This is a genomic window from Mycobacterium attenuatum (assembly GCF_900566085.1).
GTDB classification, from domain to species: domain Bacteria; phylum Actinomycetota; class Actinomycetes; order Mycobacteriales; family Mycobacteriaceae; genus Mycobacterium; species Mycobacterium attenuatum.
This window is the reverse complement of sequence record NZ_UPHT01000147.1, coordinates 1-17,402: the sequence shown is the minus strand read 5'-3', so window position 1 is coordinate 17,402 and position 17,402 is coordinate 1. Positions and strand designations below refer to the sequence as shown.

At 65.1% G+C, this 17,402-nt stretch carries 21 protein-coding genes and 2 pseudogenes; 15 read left to right on the top strand and 8 right to left on the bottom strand.

The window, feature by feature from the left end:
• From EET13_RS33125 to EET13_RS23240, 6 genes and pseudogenes are all read left to right on the top strand, one after another.
• Positions 1–1,328: pseudogene (locus tag EET13_RS33125) on the top strand (PPE family protein); the annotation flags it as partial.
• 91 nt (positions 1,329–1,419) lie between these two features.
• On the top strand, positions 1,420–1,599 hold the full coding sequence (locus EET13_RS23260) for an antitoxin (RefSeq protein ID WP_023367405.1): 180 nt from the start codon (positions 1,420–1,422) through the stop codon (positions 1,597–1,599).
• Between the two features lie 4 nt (positions 1,600–1,603).
• A complete protein-coding gene (locus tag EET13_RS23255) occupies positions 1,604–2,041 on the top strand; it encodes a type II toxin-antitoxin system Rv0910 family toxin (RefSeq protein ID WP_122444478.1) in 438 nt (145 codons plus the stop codon).
• A gap of 105 nt (positions 2,042–2,146) precedes the next feature.
• On the top strand, positions 2,147–2,929 hold the full coding sequence (locus EET13_RS23250) for a VOC family protein (protein ID WP_122444477.1): 783 nt from the start codon (positions 2,147–2,149) through the stop codon (positions 2,927–2,929).
• 36 nt (positions 2,930–2,965) lie between these two features.
• Positions 2,966–3,385 carry a hypothetical protein gene (locus EET13_RS23245; RefSeq protein WP_122444476.1) on the top strand — a complete coding sequence of 140 codons (420 nt, stop codon included), beginning with the start codon at positions 2,966–2,968 and terminating at the stop codon, positions 3,383–3,385.
• Positions 3,386–3,426: 41 nt separating this feature from the next.
• Positions 3,427–4,170 (top strand): trimeric intracellular cation channel family protein, encoded by a 744-nt coding sequence (locus EET13_RS23240; RefSeq protein ID WP_122444475.1) that lies wholly within the window; start codon positions 3,427–3,429, stop codon positions 4,168–4,170.
• Positions 4,171–4,184: 14 nt separating this feature from the next.
• Here EET13_RS23240 and EET13_RS23235 read toward each other — a convergent pair whose 3' ends face one another.
• The 8 genes and pseudogenes from EET13_RS23235 to EET13_RS23205 all read right to left on the bottom strand — a co-directional run bounded on the left by EET13_RS23235 (position 4,185) and on the right by EET13_RS23205 (position 10,940).
• Positions 4,185–4,667 carry a VOC family protein gene (locus EET13_RS23235; RefSeq protein ID WP_122444474.1) on the bottom strand — a complete coding sequence of 161 codons (483 nt, stop codon included), beginning with the start codon at positions 4,665–4,667 and terminating at the stop codon, positions 4,185–4,187.
• Between the two features lie 71 nt (positions 4,668–4,738).
• Positions 4,739–6,253 carry a carotenoid oxygenase family protein gene (locus EET13_RS23230; protein ID WP_122444473.1) on the bottom strand — a complete coding sequence of 505 codons (1,515 nt, stop codon included), beginning with the start codon at positions 6,251–6,253 and terminating at the stop codon, positions 4,739–4,741.
• Positions 6,254–6,255: 2 nt separating this feature from the next.
• Positions 6,256–7,485 carry an acetyl-CoA acetyltransferase gene (locus tag EET13_RS23225; protein WP_122444472.1) on the bottom strand — a complete coding sequence of 410 codons (1,230 nt, stop codon included), beginning with the start codon at positions 7,483–7,485 and terminating at the stop codon, positions 6,256–6,258.
• Positions 7,486–7,772: 287 nt separating this feature from the next.
• Positions 7,773–9,020, bottom strand: coding sequence for a PPE family protein (locus EET13_RS23220; protein WP_122444471.1), 1,248 nt, complete (start codon positions 9,018–9,020; stop codon positions 7,773–7,775).
• Positions 9,021–9,035: 15 nt separating this feature from the next.
• A complete protein-coding gene (locus EET13_RS23215) occupies positions 9,036–9,344 on the bottom strand; it encodes a PE family protein (RefSeq protein WP_122444470.1) in 309 nt (102 codons plus the stop codon).
• Between the two features lie 185 nt (positions 9,345–9,529).
• Positions 9,530–10,305: pseudogene (locus EET13_RS23210) on the bottom strand (MFS transporter); the annotation flags it as partial.
• On the bottom strand, positions 10,221–10,418 hold the full coding sequence (locus EET13_RS32945; protein ID WP_425293717.1) for a hypothetical protein: 198 nt from the start codon (positions 10,416–10,418) through the stop codon (positions 10,221–10,223). The pseudogene EET13_RS23210 and the gene EET13_RS32945, both read right to left, overlap by 85 nt.
• Positions 10,419–10,658: 240 nt before the next feature.
• Complete coding sequence (locus tag EET13_RS23205) at positions 10,659–10,940, bottom strand: hypothetical protein (RefSeq protein ID WP_122444469.1); 282 nt, start codon at positions 10,938–10,940, stop codon at positions 10,659–10,661.
• A 796-nt stretch (positions 10,941–11,736) separates the two neighbouring features.
• Here EET13_RS23205 and EET13_RS23200 point away from each other — a divergent pair.
• The 9 genes from EET13_RS23200 to EET13_RS23160 all read left to right on the top strand — a co-directional run.
• Positions 11,737–12,276, top strand: a complete 540-nt coding sequence (locus EET13_RS23200) for a recombinase family protein (protein WP_122444468.1) — start codon at positions 11,737–11,739, stop codon at positions 12,274–12,276.
• The gene (locus tag EET13_RS23195; protein WP_122444467.1) at positions 12,273–12,752 is read left to right on the top strand and encodes a hypothetical protein; all 480 of its coding nucleotides are present in this window, start codon (positions 12,273–12,275) and stop codon (positions 12,750–12,752) included. The genes EET13_RS23200 and EET13_RS23195 overlap by 4 nt, the downstream gene beginning before the upstream one ends.
• Positions 12,749–13,234 (top strand): hypothetical protein, encoded by a 486-nt coding sequence (locus EET13_RS23190; protein ID WP_122444466.1) that lies wholly within the window; start codon positions 12,749–12,751, stop codon positions 13,232–13,234. The genes EET13_RS23195 and EET13_RS23190 overlap by 4 nt, the downstream gene beginning before the upstream one ends.
• 299 nt (positions 13,235–13,533) lie before the next feature.
• Positions 13,534–13,806: a hypothetical protein gene (locus EET13_RS23185; RefSeq protein ID WP_122444465.1), complete on the top strand. Its 273-nt coding sequence runs from the start codon at positions 13,534–13,536 to the stop codon at positions 13,804–13,806.
• Between the two features lie 408 nt (positions 13,807–14,214).
• Positions 14,215–15,315, top strand: coding sequence for a tyrosine-type recombinase/integrase (locus tag EET13_RS23180; protein WP_122444479.1), 1,101 nt, complete (start codon positions 14,215–14,217; stop codon positions 15,313–15,315).
• Complete coding sequence (locus EET13_RS23175; protein WP_122444464.1) at positions 15,315–15,764, top strand: hypothetical protein; 450 nt, start codon at positions 15,315–15,317, stop codon at positions 15,762–15,764. The genes EET13_RS23180 and EET13_RS23175 overlap by 1 nt, the downstream gene beginning before the upstream one ends.
• A 90-nt stretch (positions 15,765–15,854) precedes the next feature.
• Positions 15,855–16,097 carry a helix-turn-helix domain-containing protein gene (locus tag EET13_RS32940; RefSeq protein WP_122444463.1) on the top strand — a complete coding sequence of 81 codons (243 nt, stop codon included), beginning with the start codon at positions 15,855–15,857 and terminating at the stop codon, positions 16,095–16,097.
• The gene (locus tag EET13_RS32935; RefSeq protein ID WP_122444462.1) at positions 16,097–16,378 is read left to right on the top strand and encodes a DUF6011 domain-containing protein; all 282 of its coding nucleotides are present in this window, start codon (positions 16,097–16,099) and stop codon (positions 16,376–16,378) included. The genes EET13_RS32940 and EET13_RS32935 overlap by 1 nt, the downstream gene beginning before the upstream one ends.
• 213 nt (positions 16,379–16,591) lie before the next feature.
• On the top strand, positions 16,592–17,402 hold an 811-nt coding region (locus EET13_RS23160), incomplete at its 3' end, for a toprim domain-containing protein (RefSeq protein WP_168991322.1).

Here is a 17,402-nt window from a genome sequence, read left to right as displayed (position 1 = left end):
ATCAGGGTGGGTTGAACCTGGGTCATGCCAATGTGGGTGGTTTCAACCTGGGTGGCGGCAATGTGGGGGATGCGAACCGGGGGTGGGGTAATAGTGGGAGTTTCAATGTCGGGTTCGGTAATACGGGTTTCGGGAATTTCGGGTTGGCGAACCAGGGCGCCAATAATATCGGGATCGGGCTGAGTGGGGATAACCAGATCGGGTTCGGCGGGTTCAATACTGGTGTCGGTAATGTGGGGTTGTTCAACTCCGGCAGCAACAATATCGGGTTCTTCAACTCGGGCAACGGTAACTTCGGTATCGCCAACTCGGGCAGTTTCAACACCGGGATCGCCAGCACCGGTAGCACCAACACCGGGGTGTTCAACGCCGGGCTGGGCAACACCGGCTGGGCCAATAGCGGTGACTTCAACTCCGGAGGGTTTAACGTCGGTGCCTTTAATACCGGCTCGTTTAACCCCGGCGACACCAACACCGGCTGGTTCAACATCGGTGACCTCAACACCGGAGCGTTTAACACCGGCGATATCAACACCGGTGCGTTCATCACCGGCGACGCCAACAACGGATTCTTCTGGCGCGGCACCGGCCAGGGCCTCATCGCCGCCGACTACACCATCACCATCCCCCACATCCCCCTCACCCTCGGCGGAGGCGGCAAACTCGACATCCCCATCACCGGCCACATCGCCGGCCTGACCGTCAATCAATTCACCCTGCATGGGGAAAACGGTCCGGGGATTCCGCTGAACCTCTTGCTCGCTATTGACGGGGACTCAGGCGGAACGAGTATCCACGTCAACATCCCGGGCACCGATATCGGCTTCACCATACCTATAGACGGTCTTCCGATTACATTGACTGTCCCCTTGAATTCTGAACTGAGCCCGATCGTCATTGAACCAATCAATATCGGCGCAATCCCGCTGGACCTCACGCTGGGCGGCGAGACAATGCAGCTCAACGCCAATCTCGGTGCCGGTATCGGACCCATTGCCGCCACCCTCTTCCACCTCTCGCCCGTTCCGGGCTTCGGCAACTCCACCGGTAGCCCATCGTCAGGCTTCTTCAACTCCGGTGCCGGTGGTTCGTCAGGCTTCGGCAATTTCGGTGATACCCTCTCGGGCTTCTGGAACGTCGGCTCTGAGGGCTCGGGGTTCGAGAACTACGGTGGCAGCCTCGTATCCGGCATCACCAACCTGGGCGGCGCCTTGTCCGGCATCGACAACACCAGCGGTCTCGACCTCGCGCTGGCCGGCCTGGTCTCGGGTCTCGGCAACATCGGCAGCCAGCTCTCCGGCCTCTTCCTCAGCGGCTCGGTGCCATAACCGCAGGCCGAAGCTGGTTTGGGCGCCACCAGCACCGGCAAGTAGGGTTCCTGCAAGACGTTGCGGATCCCGCGGAAGGAATCGGTTGCGCATGGGAATCATGGACAAGGCAAAAGACCTGCTGTCACAGAACGCCGACAAGGTTGAGACGGTGATCGACAAGGCGGGCAAATTCGTCGACGACAAGACGCAGGGCAAGTACTCCGACACCATCCACAAGGTGCAGGAGCAGGCCAAGAAGGTAGTCGACACGGGCGACCAGCAGAACTGAAGCCATGGCGAAACTCTCCGGATCCATCGATGTCCCGTTGCCGCCGGAGGAGGCGTGGCTGCACGCCTCGAATCTGTCCCGTTACAAGGAGTGGCTGACGATCCACCGGGTATGGCGCAGCAGGTTGCCCGAAACACTGGAGAAGGGCGCTGTCGTCGAGTCGATCGTCGAGGTCAAGGGAATGCCCAACCGGATCAGATGGACGATCGTGCGCTACAAGCCGCCGGAAGGCATGACGCTCAACGGCGACGGAGCCGGCGGCGTCAAAGTCAAGCTCATGGCCAAGGTCGCGCCCAAAGAGGAAGGCTCCGTCGTGAGCTTCGACGTGCACCTCGGCGGACCTGCCCTGTTCGGGCCGATCGGCATGATCGTCGCCGCCGCGCTGCGCAGCGATATCAGCGAATCCCTGCAGAACTTCGTCGAGGTGTTCGCGCAAGCCTGAACCGACCGGCCACGGCGCCCCTCGCGGAGCAGCTGTCCTGTCAGCCGATGAGTTTCCGGGCCGACCGTGGTCCATAACTGCGAAACCACACGGCAAGGAGGACACATGCCCATCCGTAACGGCGCGCCGCACGGCGCCCCCTGCTGGGTCGACTTGACCACATCAGACATCGAGGGCGCCCAAGATTTCTACGGCACGGTATTCGGCTGGACCTTCGCATCCGCCGGCCCCGAGTACGGCGGATACGTCAATGCCGCCAAGGACGGCCGTCCCGTCGCCGGACTGATGGCCAACAACCCGCAATGGCAGTCGCCGGACACCTGGGCCATCTATTTCCACACCGCCGACATCAACGCGGTCGCTGCCAAGGTCGGCGCCGCGGGCGGCTCGGTCTGCATGAATCCCATGGAGGTACCGATCAAGGGCTTCATGAGCCTGGCGAGCGATCCGGCGGGCGCGGTGTTCGGCCTGTGGCAGCCGCTGGAGCATCGCGGTTTTGAGGTGGTCGGTGAAGCCGGCACACCCGTCTGGCATCAATTGACTACCCGCGACCACCGCGCGGCGCTCGACTTCTACCGCGAGGTCCTGGGGTGGCGGACCGAAGACGTTTCTGACACCGACGAATTCCGCTACACCACAGCGTGGTTCGGTGACGAGCAATTACTCGGCGTCATGGACGGCGCCGGCTGCCTCCCCGACGGCGTGCCGTCGAACTGGACTACCTTCTTCGGTGCCCACGACGTCGACAAGACACTGCAGCTGATCACCAACAACGGCGGGGCCGTAGTGCGCGCGGCCGAGGACACCCCCTACGGGCGGCTTGCCGCGGCCACCGACCCGACGGGCGCCGCCTTCAACCTGTCCTCCCTGCACACGAGCGTGGCGTGACTCGCTGCGGAAGGGCATCCTATTACGCTCGCATGCATGATTCGCCGGCTGCGCCCGGGTTGGCTGGTGGCGCTTTTCGCCGTGATCGTGTCGGCTAGCAGCTGGATGCCGTGGTTGACGACGACGGTCGGCGGCGGCGGCTGGGCAAATGCCATTGGCGGCGCTCACGGCAGCCTGGAGCTGCCGCGGGGGTTCGGCGCGGGCCAGCTGATCGTCTTGCTGTCGTCGACCTTGCTGGTGGCCGGCGCGATGGCGGCACGGGGTTTGTCGGCCAAGCTGTCTTCGATTGCCGCGCTGCTGGTTTCGCTGCTCATCGTCGGGCTGGCCGTCTGGTACTACAAGATCAACGTCAATCCGCAGGTGTCGGCCGAGTACGGCTTGTATGTGGGTGCGGCCGCGGCCGGGTGCGCGGTCGTTTGTTCGCTTTGGGCGGTGGTGTCGGCGACCCTGCAATAGACTTCACCATTCGTGGCGCACTGTGTTGATAGGGATGCCCCGTGAGTCCGACGCTCGGTGAAGTCTTCCGGGTCATCGACCTCGCCGGTGTCTTCGGCAATGCGGTGCTCGGCGGCCTTGTCGCCACCGAGGAACGTCTGGATCCCATCGGGTTTGCGGCGCTGGCCATTCTGTCCGGCCTGGGCGGCGGCCTGATCCGCGACACCCTGCTGCAGCACGGCCCCCCGGTCGCGCTGACCGACTACCTATATCTCGTGACGGCCATCGCCGGCGGTGTCGTGGCCTTTCTGGTGCCCGTATACGGCCGCACCTGGAACCTGGCGTTTCCGGTCATCGACGCGATCGCGCTGGGAACGTGGGCGGTCGCGGGCGCGCAGAAGACCCTTGGCATAGGTCTGGGCTGGGCGGCGGCGCTGCTGATGGGCACCATCACCGCGGTGGGAGGGGGGACGCTGCGTGATATCGCGGTCCGCCGGACTCCGCAGATCTTCGGCGGCAATACGCTTTACGCAACCTGCGCCGTCATCGCCAGCGCCGTGGTGGTGGTGTTCGCCCATTACCGGATGGCAACAGCGGGGGCGGTCGTTGCCACGGTCGTCGGTGCGGTTTTGTGCCTGGTCGCCCGCTGGCGGGGCTGGCAGCTGACCGAGGGCCCGGCGTGGCACTACGCCCTGCGACGGCCGCCGGGTAAGCGGCTGCCCCGGGTTACTTTGCGGGTCAACAGCGACGACTCAGCGCTTCCGCTGGCCGGCCACGAACCAAGACGGAAACAACAGCGCCGCTGAGGCTTTCAGCGGTTTCAGCTCGCCGGGAACTCGTGCTTGCCGGAGGCGGCGCTGTCGGCGGGCTCGTTGACTCCGTACACGAAGGGTGCGAACACGACTTCGCGGCCGTCCGGGTCTCGAAAAGTGAGAGCTCCCGTCGCTTCCCAGTACGGGTGCTGCTCGACGGGCTCGACGCCAGCCTGCCGGAGCCGGGCCACTGCCGCCTGCTGCGCCGAATTGTCCGGGAAGTACAGGCACAGCTGGTCGTGGTGGTCCACCGCGACCTCGTCGACCGCCTCGACGACCTCGAAGGTGAGGTTCCAGCTGGGGAGACCGAATATCGCACCGTTGCTGCCGTAACTCTCCCCGAAAGTCTCGTAGAGCGGAAGCCCCACCAGGTCCCGGTAAAAGCCCACGGTCTCTGCGAAATTCGACGAGCGCCGCGCAAAGCGGATAGCGCCGATCGATGCCAGCTCCTTAGGCCAGTGGGTCGTCCGGCGGCGCTTGTCGTTGTCCACTGCTCCTCCGTTTCACCGAGCCGGTAAATTCGCGTGCCGCTGTCGGTTATCTTGCTGACGGCCGGCGAGCGTCACAGACCGACAGCTGCTGCCGGGGACTCCGCCTGATGCCACCGGCGCAACTCGGCACCCGGCACCCAGGTCGAATGGGTGCCGCTGGAGATGCGTTCGGGCAGCGGTAGTTTGCACACCGGGCCGTCACCGACTCGTGCCGCGTCAAAGACCAGGCAGTACGACGCGTCCTCGGCCATGTCGGTGATCAAGGTGACCAGGTATCCGTCGTCTTCGGCGGCGCCGCCCACCCGTGGCGCCATCTGGGTCTCGCTGCCGTAGACGCCGTCACCAAAGGAGTAGCCCTGCTGGTTCCCGGTGAGCAGGTCGTGTTTGACCAACCCGTCGAACAGGAACCAGCCCGGCTTGCCGGTCGCGGCATAGGCGTAGCGGTAGTGGCGCGCGGCGTAGTTGTCGTTGATGGTCCCGAACTCCGTGATGGACTCCGACAGCTGCTCTTCTTTCGTTGCGCCGGTGACCAGGTTGAGCCGCCACCGGTGCAGCCGGGTCTGCAGGCGATCCAACGCCAGGAAGCGAAACAGCTTCTGCCACATGGTTCCACCGGTATCCAGCGGCTGCGGATCGGCTTCGAAAAAGCCGTCGAGCACGATCTCGTCGCCGTCCTCGTAAGCGTTGGTGAAATGCAGGACAAACGTCGGATCCGCCTCGAACCACCGGATGTCGTCGCTATCGCCCCGGCGCGGGATCACCGCGAACCGCGACGGCATATCCGGATAGAAGCGCGGCAGATGCACGTTGTGCTCGAGCAGCCGTGGGTCCCAGAACAGCGGGAAATCGTTGAGGATGGCGTAGTTTTCGGTGAACGCCATATCGTGGGGCAACCGCGGGCCGGGCAGCGGGATGTCGACGTAGTGGGCCAGCTCGTTGTCCCGGCCCACGACGCCGTAACGCATATAGGGATCCTGCTTGCTGTAGTTGAAGAACAGCAGTTCGCCGGTTCTGCTGTCGACCTTGGGATGAGCCGATACGCCCCAGTCGGACGGAAAGTGTCCATTCCAGGTTTCCTTGCCCAGGGTGGTGCCGGAGTACGGGTCCAGCCGGTACAGATCGCCGCACTGGTAGAAACTGGTCAGCGCGATGCCGCGGTGGACGATGACGTCGGTGCTTGACGCGTCCTTCATCAGCGTGCGGGCGCCCCAGCCCTGGTCACGCTTGGCCAACTGCACCGGCTCGGCCAGCCCCGGCCACAGCGGCCCGCCGGCCTCGTTTTCGGCCAGGAAGCCCTCCGTCTGAACAAATCGGTTGCGATAGAAGGCTTTTCCGTCGCGAAAGCCGACGACGTGGACCATGCCGTCGCCGTCGAACGGGTGGTAGGTCTTGAACGCCGGGTGCAGCGGATTTTCGGTGTTGCGCAGGTAGATACCGTCGAGATCCGTGGGGATTTCGCCTTCGACTGCGGCCAGGTCGTCGGCGTCCCATTCGGTGGTCTGCGGCCGCCACGGACCGGTACGGTACGGGTGGTCGTCGTCTTCGGGCAGGGTCGACAGGTATTTCCCGACTATCTCAACATGCATCATCAAACGCCTTTGCTGACAACGAAACTGACCGTGGTGGCGGTGCTGCCACCGAAATTCAGGGTGCCGAACCTGGTTGCGCCCTCGACCTGATAGTCACCGGCGGTGCCACTGACCTGCTTGGCCGCGTCGAGAAGCATCCGCACGCCCGAGGCCCCGACCGGATGTCCGCCGCCGATCAGTCCACCGCTGGGGTTGATCGGCAGCCGCCCGCTCATGTCGATCTCCCCGTTTTCGATGGCCTTCCACGATTCGCCCGGCCCGGTCAGCCCGATATGGTCGATGGCCAGGTACTCACTCGGAGTGAAGCAGTCGTGCACCTCGAACCCGTCGACGTCGTCGAGACTCACCTGCGCACGTCGCAACGCGTCGAGCACGGCGGCCCGCACATGCGGCAGCACGTAAGGATCGCCAGCGGCGCGCTCGAGTTTTTGCCGCAGACCCAACCCGACGGTGCGATGCCCCCAGCCCTCGATCCGCCCGACCGGCTGCACCTCGGGATGGGCTCGTCGATAGGCGTCGTTGACCAGTACCAGCCCCGCCCCGCCGTCGGTCATTTGGCTGCAGTCCAGCCGGCGCAGCCGGCCTTCGGTGACCGGGTTTGTCGTGTCGTCGTCGGTGATCGGGTCGGGAATCGTCCAGCCACGAGTCTGGGCGTTGGGGTTGCGGCGGGCATTGGCGTAATTGAGCGCGGCGATGGCCCGCAGATGCGCGTCGTCCAGGCCGTAGCGCCGGTCGTATTCGTCGGCAACTTCGGCGAACATTGACGGCCACAAATAACGTGCGTTCGCGCCTTCGCGGCCGGTCCATGCCGCCGCGCCCAGATACTGCGCCGCTGTGTCGCCGGGCACCGTCTTTTCCAGTTCGATACCGACGACCAGCGCAATGTCGTACGCGCCCGACCGCAGGTCGGCCATTGCTGCCAGCGTGGCCACACTGCCCGACGCGCATGCGGCTTCATGCCGGGACGCCGGGGTATCCCACAGGCCCTCGCATGTGGTTGCCGGCATCGCTCCCAGATGCCCCTGAGCGGCGAACATCTCGCCGAAGGCATTGGCGACGTGCACGACTCCCGTTGCCGCGATGTCGGCCGTCTCGACCCGGGCTTCGCTCAACGTCCCGGCGACAACCTCCGCCGTCAAATCGGCAAAGTCACGACGCTCCTTGGTGAGGTTGCGAGCGAAATCGCTTTGGTAACCGCCGAGAATCCACACGCCCGCACTGCCGTCCATATGCGGCACGGTACCCCAGGTTGATGTGCACCTTCGGCGATATCCGGCGAGCCGCGCGACCCGCCGGAAGGTGGGCGGCCCCATCGGCTCTCGGGCTGAACCGACGGGACCTGGGAAGGCGTACAGGCCGGCCGATACGCCCCCCTCTTGAGGGTCATTGCCACGGACCGCAATCGACAAACATCTCTGTCGAAACACGTCTCGAAATTCGAGAAATCGTAATGATCTGCTGGAAATCCGCAGATCGCGCGTGTGGGGCGAACAGCCGGCTCGACTACAGCGGGCGACTACTCGGTGCTGCTCCGGGGGGGCGGCGGCTGCTGGATCACCACGACGGTGGGCTTGCGCTTGGGTTCCCCGTCCTCTTCGGCGGGGGCTTGGCCGGGGCCGCGGGATCCGGTGCCGCCGGTGCCACGTCCGGCCAAACCCGCTAGCGCCATCCCGCTGAGCAGGCCCGCCGGAGCCCCTCCCAGGTCTGTGGGCGCTGCGCTCATGGCGGCGCTGGGCAGCGATTCGACCGCCAGCTTGATTTCGGGGGCCGCCATGGTCCAGCCGTGCGGCACCGACAATCCCCCCACCAGGGCCGCCTGGCCGGTGCCTGCCGATACGGGCGGGCTTCCGATGCTTCGCTGCGACGACGCCAACACTTCTCGCTCCGAACTGATGGGCTCGCCTTGAGTGGGTTCTATCCCGCCGGGGTTCGGAGCGGGCCGAAATCCGTTGTAACCGAAGTACCACGGTCTCGCGGTGTTGACCACCGCCAGGGACAGGCTGGCTGTGCCGACGGCCGAGATGTAGAGGGCCAGCACATCCAGGTCCCCGATCGGGGTGGGGATCGTGATGCTGGCGGCCGGCGCGGGCAGCTGTGACCCGAGCGACGCGGCGGGTGCGGCCGCCGCGAGTAGTTGCAGCGTTTCGGGACCGATGGGTGCTGCCTGCCCTGCGGCCGCCGCGTCAGCACCCGCGGCGACCTGCGTGGCCTGGGCCGCCGGTCTGGTCGGGTCCGCCGTTTGCGATGGTTGGGGGAACGGTGTCAGCGTCGACGCGGCCTCGGACGCTTCGGCGTACTGATACATCACTGCGGCGTCCTGCGCCCACATCTCGGCATAGTCGGCCTGGATGGTCTCGATCGCCGGGGTGTTTTGCCCGAAGATGTTGGCCGTGACCAGCGACGCCAACTGGCTGCGATTGGCTGCGATCAACGGTGGCGGCACCGCCGCGGCCCGCGCCGTCTCGAATGCCGCCGCCGCTGCCGAGGCTTGCCCAGCGGTCAGCCGAGACTGCTCCGCCGCCGCGCTCAGCCACCCCGCATACGGCGCGGCCGCAGCTGCCATCGACGCCGACGCCGGACCCAGCCACGACTCCAGCGTCAGAGCCGAGATCACGGACGCATACGAAACCGCCGCGGAATTCAACACCGCGGTGAGGCTTTCCCACGCGGTGGCGGCGGTCAGCATGGGTCCCGATCCTGGACCCTCGTACAACAAGGCGGAAGTCACCTCCGGCGGCAGCGTGCCGAAGTCCGTTGCTGACACCCTTCGTGGCCAGTCTCAGCCGGTCTGACCGGCCGCGATGGCGTTAGCGGCTTCGGCCGCCTCATATGAGTTGGCACTGCCGGCCAAGGCGGTCACGAACGCCTGGTGAATGGCCGCGGCCTGGGCACTGATCGCCTGGTACAGCTGCGCGTGTGTGCTGAATCGGGCCGCCGTCAGCACCGACACCTGGTCGGCCGCCGCGGGGGCGACGCTTGTCGTGTGAGCCGACACGGCGACGTTTTGAGCGCTGACTGCCGAACCGATCTCCTGCAAATTCCCGGCCGCCGCCGCTAGTGTCTCCGGCTGGGTGACCACAAACGTCATCACATTCTCCTAACTCGCGGAAGCACCGGATTGCCTGTCCGATAGGTGAATTAGATGGGCAGGTGCCCCGCAAACCGCGCAGGAAGGCACTCCGTAGCTGCAGGGTACTTCGTCGAGTGCTGGCTGAACCCCGGTTTTGCCGAGATCCATAGCTGAGGGAAATCGAGGTTTGCCCTATTCGAGTGCTATTCGATGCCGGCGACGAGGGCTATCGGCTCGGGTCCGTGGTGATGCGCGTGCGGTTGCACGCGATTTCGTTGGGCAATCAGGCGCTGGGTGTCCGCGCGATCGACGTCAACCAGGTCGACGCCCCTAGTCTCGCGGGTGACCAGGACGGCCACGGCGCTGACCGAGGCGGCAACCGCCCGGTACCACGCAATGGGGGTGGCGGACTTGTAGGTGTCGAGTAAGCCAACGGCAATGATCGGCGCCAGCGAGCCGGCCACAATGGAGGTGACCTGATAACCCAGCGAGACTCCGGAATAGCGCACGCGGGTGGGGAACATCTCTGCCATGGCCGCGGGCTGGGTTGCATACATGAGGCCGTGGAAGACCAATCCGATGACCACGGCGGCCAAGATGATCACGTCGCGGCCGCTGTCCATCATCGGGAAAGCGAAGAAACCCACGTGGCGGCGGTAGCGGTACCGACGAAATAGATTGGGCGCCTGCCGAATCGGTCACTGAGATGTCCGGCCAGGGGGATGACGGCAAAGTGTGCGGCATGGGCGGCCAGCAGCCACCATAGGATCGCCACGGTGTTGGCGTGCACGTGCACCTTGAGATAGGTGATCGAGAAAGTGACCACCAGGTAGTACATGGCGTTCTCGCCGAAGGGCAGCCCCATCGCGGTGAGAACCCCACGCGGGTAATGCTTTAACACCTCGACCAGACCGAACGACGAGCTGTCGGCGCACTGGCCTTGCTGTTGGGCCTCAAGAAAGATCGGCGCGTCGGTGACAGGATGGCATCCAGATCATCGCCGCCCTGGGCGAAGAACACCTTGCTGAACACCAGCGTCGCCGCGGTGCCGTAGAGGAAGAACTCATACCATTCGACGATGGTGCCGGCCATGACGCCGCAACGACCCTGCGCAAGTACGTTCGTGCGCAACCGTCTGTCGGCAAACCATTAGCCACAGTCACCCGGTTGTCCTCCTGGTCGGGCAGCCCGCCGAGGGGGTCAGCGTAACCGCTCAGGAGTGGTAGCGCAGTGCATCGAGGTGATGACGACCACTGCTGGCGTGCGCCGGTGCCGTCACAGCCCGGGGCGGGTCCGGGGACCTGCCCGTTCTTGGGCTGTGCTTGAGCGGTTCTACGGAGCCGGCGGGGCGGGCGGCAACGGGGGTGCTGAAGACGGCGACTGGAGTGTGGTCAGCGTGGGCGGCGGTGTCGTCGGGGTGGTGACGTCGACAGTGGCGGTCACGGTATCCGTGCCCTCGGTTGCCGTAATGGTTGCGGGAGCCTGTTTGAAGCCGGTGGCCGCACTCGAGGTTCCGCTCATCCCGTAGCTCATGAAAGCCGCGGCTGCAATGCCAATGCTGGCCATGCCCAGTCCAGCGCCGATCGGCTTGAGCCGGATTTTGTGATCTGTCACGTGAAACTCCTGTCTTCTCATTTGCGAACGGTCATTGCTGATCGCAGAAAATGGCGGGGCGAGCTCCGCCTCGGTGGGGTCGCGCTTTCTGCTCTTCTGTCGGCGGCACGTCGCTCCCGCCGCGACCCGGCGGGCGAGTGGCGCATTTGCCCGCTTGCGTGGCCAACGCGATCCGAGCGCGTCACCTCCTGCCTGTCATAGCGAGAGATAGTTCCGTAATGCGATTCACTATAAACCGCAGTACGGATCTAAGGGAAGTAGAAAGTGCGGAATCCACTACCGAATCGTCGAGACGATCCGCGATGGGCGTCCGCCATCCTCGGTCGGTGCCTACGCCTCGCAACCCGGACGGTCGGCGCTGAGGCCCGTGCAAAAAAGGTGTGTTGGTGGGGGTCCAGTCCTTGGTCTTATGCGATCGGACGATGCCGACGGGTGGCAATCGGCCTGCACCTCGACCGGTCTCGCCTGCTGCAGCCCCTTCGTGCGTCGTTGCCTGACGGTGCGGGCTTCGCGGCTGGCGTTGCCGGTGGGGTGCATGGCGTTGCTGCCTGGGTTTGGCTCGGCTTCGGCGACGTGAGCTTGGCGACCGTGGCAGTTGTTGACCTTGTTCGGGAGTCGTGCCAATCCCGTCTCAGACAGCGGCAAGAGGAGGGTGCCGCAACACAAATTGTGGCGTTGCATGACGGGCCTAGTCCGATCGCGAGTATGCGCGTGTTGGGCCGACCCCGCACGTCGCGAACGGCCGAACGGCGTCGCACGACAGCTCTATTCACACCGCGGTTAGGAGAGTTGAGCCATGGCCGAACCCAAGCGCCGACTTGTTGCGTACCTCCGCGTGTCGACCATCGAGCAGAGGTCCCACAACACCGTGCAGGAGGCTCTGCTAGGGCGGCTCTGGCTGGTCGGCCACGCCGGATTCACCAGCCTGCGGCCGACCGAGGTCATGGGCGACGACCCTGATGGCCCGATGCGCACGGCGAGGCGCGAGATGGCCGGAGTTTTCGCGGGGCTGGAATGTCGGATGATTGCCAAGCAGGTGTGGGACGGGCGACGCGCTAAGGCTGCAGTCGGGCACGCCACGGGCGCAACGACATACGGCCGGAAGTCGGGCAAACGCAGCCCGGCCAACCCCAACGGCGCACTGGTGCCGGTGCCTGCCGAGCAGGCCGCGCTGCGCCACATGTGTGGATTGCGTGCTGGCGGAGCCAGTACACATCAGATCGCCCACACCATCACCGACGAGGGTCACCCGACCCAGCGTGGCGGGCGCTGGTCCTCGGCGAAAGTCAGCCGCACCGTGTCGCCTCAGGACGCGGCAGAGGCGGTGTCGGCATGACGACGCCGGTGAAGCTAGGGACTCAGGCGATTGGCGCTGCGGGTGAGTTGTTGGTGCAGTATCAGCTGCTCAAGCTGGGCATCGACAGCGCCAGACTGACCACCGACTCCGGCATCGACTTGGTGATGTATGTGCCGGGCCATCGGTCGGCAGCGACGATCCAGGTCAAGGCGAACCTCACCTCAAAGCCTGCCGGAGGCAAAGGCAAGCTGTTGCTCAGTTGGCCGTCCCGCGACGACTCTCCGGCGCAGTGGCTGGCGTGCGTCGATATGTCGACCGACGGCGTGTGGCTGTTCTCGATCGAGCAGGCGCGCCAGCTAGCACAGCAGAAGCATGCAGATGGCACCCGACTGTTGTACTTCTACACCGACGAGTCGGTTGGGCCGAAGTCTCTGCGGATCAGCGACATGGCCGGCCACCGACTCGAGGCGGTCATCACCACGCTGCTCGACGGGCGACCGAGGGAGTTGCCGTGACGGCTGAGCCGATCGACTTGAGCGGGTTCGCTGGCTGGGTGCCGTTTGCGGCGCTGCCCAACGCGGAGGTGCCAGCCGGACCGGGCGTGTACGTCGTCGTGCGCGCCACTGACAATCCGCCCACGTTCCTTGAGGTGTCACCCGCCGGGCACTTCAAGGGCAAAGACCCGACCGTGCCGGTCGCAGAACTGGCTGCGTTGTGGGTGCCCGGCACCCGAATCGTCTACATCGGTAAGGCCAGCCGCGGCGATGGCGGCAGGCGCGGGCTGCGTAAACGGCTCGATGAGTTCCGCCGCTTCGGCGCCGGTGAGCCGGTCGGCCATTCTGGCGGGCGGCGCATCTGGCAGCTTGCCGACCACGCCACGCTGTTGGTCGGGTGGCGCGTCACAGACGACGCCCACGCGCCGAGGATCGAGAGCGCGATGATCGCTCAATTTCGCGCCCATTACGGGGCGCACCCGTTTGCCAATATGCGCAATTGACCTGCGCCATCCAAGCCGGCATTTCGCGACGTGGTCGAATTAATTGTGTTGCGCTGTAACAATTTCCACGGCCTTTGCACTATCTAGTGGATTGTGGGGCCGCCAGGACAGCCGGCAGGCCAAACCCTGCCCACCTTCGTTCGCGTCCGATGAGTGGGCGGCCACGCAAGGCCGAGCCCGCCGCTGCAGCGGCAGCGCCCGCACGGAGCCGTCCGATCCTGCCGAGGCGACGTCGCGTTCGCGACGCCCGACCCGGCCTCGCCCATACCCGTGGCCGCCCGTCGAGAGGACGCCTCGCCATGAAGCAGACCGAGATTCGCCGTCGTCGCCGCACTCACATCTGCGTCGTCAACGAGCGTCGCGGGTCGCTGAACCGTGAGATCGCCAAACGGCACGGGCCGCTGGTGGCATGGGTCGCCGCTAGCGCCACGCCGCTGGCCTGCCGAGCGCCCGATCCTCGCCTGAGCGGATGCGCGCATGATACGCCCGGGACGACGATCGACCGGGTGACCGAGCGCGAGGCTTGCGCCACGACGGCTCACCTGGCGGGCCGAGATCAGCCGACGAGATGATCGCCGAGGGGCCGTGGGCGATGGCGCTGATCGAGACGGTGACTCCGTTCCGATCGCCCGGTGGCCGACTTGCTCGCCAAGTCGCATCCGCCCGGCGCACCTGGCCTGCGCGGGCAGCTCAGTCGCGCGAACGCACGGGCGAGACCCTTATCGCCCGGGTATCGTCGGGCGCCACCGAACCCGCGTCTACGCGGGCACCGGCAGTGTCTGGTTTCACGACATAGTTGGCGGGTGTGCCCCCGGCAGGATTCGAACCTGATTGAGTTTGCGGCGTGGCTGATTCTGTTACCTGCGGTTTCCGTGCTCTCACCTGTGGTTTCAGCACTTCCACCTATCCGGCAGTATGTCACATTGCCGGGCGTTGTGAAACACTCTTGTTGTGCATTTCTTGTGCAGGATTCACTGCTGATGGCCGCCAAGCGCCGCGGGTTCGGTCGCATCCGCGCCGAACGGTCGGGCCGCTTCAGCGCCGCCTACGTCGGCCCTGACGGCAAGCTTCACCTTGGTCCGCGCACCTATGTCCACCGAACCGACGCCGAGGCGTGGCTGGCCGCGGAACGCCGAAAAATCGACCTGGGTACCTGGGGTGCCGTTGAACGCTCCGACGGCATCACTCTGCGCGCCTATGCCGATGGGTGGATCGAGCAGCGGCAACTACGGCCCCGCACCCGCCAACACTATGAGTCGATGTTGGAGCGACTGATTTTGCCCGACCTCGGCGACGCCAAGATTGCCACGCTAACTCCGGCCAAGATTCGTCAGTGGCACGCTGGGCTTGGTTCCGATCACCCGACCCGCAATGCGCACGCCTATGCGCTGTTACACGCGGTGTGCGCCACCGCGGTACAGGATGAGGTGCTGGACGCAAACCCGTGCCGGATACGGGCGGCCATGCAGACCAACCGCAAGCGCGACGTCGACGTACTCACACCCGCCGAACTCGACAGGCTTGCCGGCAAAATGCCCGCCGAGTTGCGCGCCAGCGTCCTACTGGCCGGGTGGTGCGGGCTGCGTTGGGGTGAAACGTCGGAACTCCGCAGGGGCGACGTGAGCGCCGATTGCAGTGTGCTGCATATCCGCCGAGCAGTCACCTACCGTGCTGGAAAGTTCACGGTAGGGCAGCCGAAAACCGCTGCCGGATCGCGTGATGTCGCGGTACCGCCGCACATCCGGCCAATCATCAAGGCGCATTTGACAAAACACGTCGGCAAGCCCGCCGACTCCCTACTGTTCCCCGGCGCCGACGGTAGCCACCTGCGCGCCGATCTGTACCGGACCCATTGGGAGAAGGCCCGTAAGGCGATTGGCAAACCTAACTTGCGGGTCCACGACCTGCGCCACGTCGGCGCAGTGCTAGCAGCCCAATCAGGCGCTACCACAGCGGAATTGATGCACAGGTTAGGGCACAGTACGGCCGCGATGGCGCTGCGGTACCAGCACGTCGCAGAGAACCGGGACGCCGTGATCGCCGAACGGTTGTCGAAACTTGCTGCGGGAGGCGGTGCGTAGTGACTGACGACGACGAGACCATCCGCGAATTGCGCCGGCTCCGGCACATGGCCCGGCACGTCGACCACGACCTCGGCGTCACGTGGGATAACAGTGAGCGCTGGCCGGACGCCGTGGTGTGGTGTGAGGGCTCCTCCTGCCATCCGCACCAACGGGTGCCACTTGAATCGTTCCGGCTCGAAGTCTTCATCTCCGGCCCCGGTCAGGTCGAGGAAAAATGGTCGTGGAACGCGCACGGATCTGGCGACTCCGAGGCGTTGGTCCCGGGCCTGCGTGAATGGTCCCAGTACCAGTTCGACTGCCCCCGGTGCCCGATGCACGTTCTCGTCAAGGATATGAGCTTGCTATACCGGCTGTTCAAGGGTTGCCTCAGCGCCGGCGGTGTATCCCTTGCGCTGATCGACGCTGCGCAAAAAAAGGATGCGGCAACACGCCGCAATAGGCCGTAACGACACTTTGCGCACCTTACGGGTACTCTGTGCTGCGAGTGGACGTTCCCTGTCTGGCTCCCTCTATCCGGAGGCATCTGCGGTATCCGCATGCCCCGAAAGAGGTTTCACGTGGACAAACCCACGAAAATCCCCGCCAATCGCCGTGAACCCCGGCGCCCCGAACCACTCATCGGGCTATCCGAAGTTGCTGAACAGGCCGGGGTCCACTACAGGACCGCACGTCGTTGGGTAAAGAACGGTCAACTCGCCGCCACTCGGGTCGGGCCAAAGTTGTTGAAGGTCAAACAATCCGACCTTGATAAGTTCCTGACACCGGTCGGCGGTGCCTAATGCAGGAACGAAGAAGCCCCGGGTCTGAGGCCGGGGCACCCTCGACGACGCCAATCGCTACGTCCGAGTTTAGCCCACTGTGGCGACAGGACTGGTATGACCCGCTGTCCGCCGAGGACCGCGCCGACCTCGCCGTGCTGATCGCCGCGGCCGAGCGCGGATACCGGCTCGCGACCCGCTGCCTGCGATGCGGTCAGTGGCTGGTAGCGCCAAGTAGCGTCCGACGCCATATGGGGCCGGTCTGCGCCGCGAAAGTAGCCGCCGATGGGGCGGTGGCGTAGATGGCCGACACAACCGCCTATGAGCGCATTCTCGCTGCGCTACGCGACCATGGCCGCCAGGTCATCGACCGGGGCAACACAGGACAGTGCCAGTGCCCGGCCCATGACGACGGCCGACCGTCGCTATCGGTGCGTCGGGTCGATGGATCGGCGCTGCTGCACTGTCACGCTGGCTGTGAAACCGCTGATGTCTTAGCCGCACTCAACCTATCAATGCGCGACCTCTACGACGACCGCAAGGGACAGACCTACGTCTACCCGGATGGTCGCCGGGTCAAGCGCACCTACGACAAGCGGTTCTGGCAGAAGGACGCCGAGGGGCACCGTAGCCTGTTCCGCACGCAGTTCGGCGATACCACAACCATTTTCGTCGCAGAAGGCGAAAAAGATGTGCTCGCAATCGAATCGGTCGGCGGCGCGGCCACCTGCTCAGCGATGGGCGCGGGCAGTGCCGACAAGTTCGACTGGGAACCGCTGCGCGGCAAGACCGTCATCGTTATCGCTGACAAGGATGAGCCGGGCCGTAAGCATGCCGAACAGGTTGCCGGGCTGCTGCAGGGCATCGCCAGCTCTATACGTATCGTCGAGGCCGCTGCGGGTAAGGATGCCGCAGACCATATCGCCGCGGGGTATAGGCTCGACGATCTGGTGGACGTGACGGCACCGGCCACCGAGGTTGTGGACGGCGCTGAGCTGCTCGACAGGATTGAGCGGTTCGCCGGCCGATTCTTGGCCTTTTCGTCGGCGCATCACCTTGTGGTGCTGGTGTTGTGGATTGTTCACACGTGGGCGGTATCCGCGTTCTATGTGACGCCGCGGCTGGTGTTGGATTCGCCGGAGCCGGGTAGCGGCAAAACCCGCGTGCTGGAAGTTCTTGCGCTGCTGTGCCGCAACGCAAAGCTCACCTTGAGCACGACGACGGCGGCCCTGTATCGGCGTATCGCGGCTGCGGGCGACGAGCCCCCAACCATCCTGCAGGACGAGGCTGACGCCGTATTCGGTCGCACGACCAACCCCCAAGCCG

Coding starts and splice junctions, on each gene's coding strand:
- EET13_RS23260 (WP_023367405.1), top strand. CDS start 1,420: ATGGGAATCATGGACAAGGCAAAAGACCTGCTGTCACAGAACGCCGAC.
- EET13_RS23255 (WP_122444478.1), top strand. CDS start 1,604: ATGGCGAAACTCTCCGGATCCATCGATGTCCCGTTGCCGCCGGAGGAG.
- EET13_RS23250 (WP_122444477.1), top strand. CDS start 2,147: ATGCCCATCCGTAACGGCGCGCCGCACGGCGCCCCCTGCTGGGTCGAC.
- EET13_RS23245 (WP_122444476.1), top strand. CDS start 2,966: ATGATTCGCCGGCTGCGCCCGGGTTGGCTGGTGGCGCTTTTCGCCGTG.
- EET13_RS23230 (WP_122444473.1), bottom strand. CDS start 6,253: ATGCATGTTGAGATAGTCGGGAAATACCTGTCGACCCTGCCCGAAGAC.
- EET13_RS23225 (WP_122444472.1), bottom strand. CDS start 7,485: ATGGACGGCAGTGCGGGCGTGTGGATTCTCGGCGGTTACCAAAGCGAT.
- EET13_RS23215 (WP_122444470.1), bottom strand. CDS start 9,344: ATGACGTTTGTGGTCACCCAGCCGGAGACACTAGCGGCGGCGGCCGGG.
- EET13_RS32945 (WP_425293717.1), bottom strand. CDS start 10,418: ATGGCCGGCACCATCGTCGAATGGTATGAGTTCTTCCTCTACGGCACC.
- EET13_RS23200 (WP_122444468.1), top strand. CDS start 11,737: ATGGCCGAACCCAAGCGCCGACTTGTTGCGTACCTCCGCGTGTCGACC.
- EET13_RS23195 (WP_122444467.1), top strand. CDS start 12,273: ATGACGACGCCGGTGAAGCTAGGGACTCAGGCGATTGGCGCTGCGGGT.
- EET13_RS23185 (WP_122444465.1), top strand. CDS start 13,534: ATGAAGCAGACCGAGATTCGCCGTCGTCGCCGCACTCACATCTGCGTC.
- EET13_RS23180 (WP_122444479.1), top strand. CDS start 14,215: ATGGCCGCCAAGCGCCGCGGGTTCGGTCGCATCCGCGCCGAACGGTCG.
- EET13_RS32940 (WP_122444463.1), top strand. CDS start 15,855: ATGCCCCGAAAGAGGTTTCACGTGGACAAACCCACGAAAATCCCCGCC.
- EET13_RS32935 (WP_122444462.1), top strand. CDS start 16,097: ATGCAGGAACGAAGAAGCCCCGGGTCTGAGGCCGGGGCACCCTCGACG.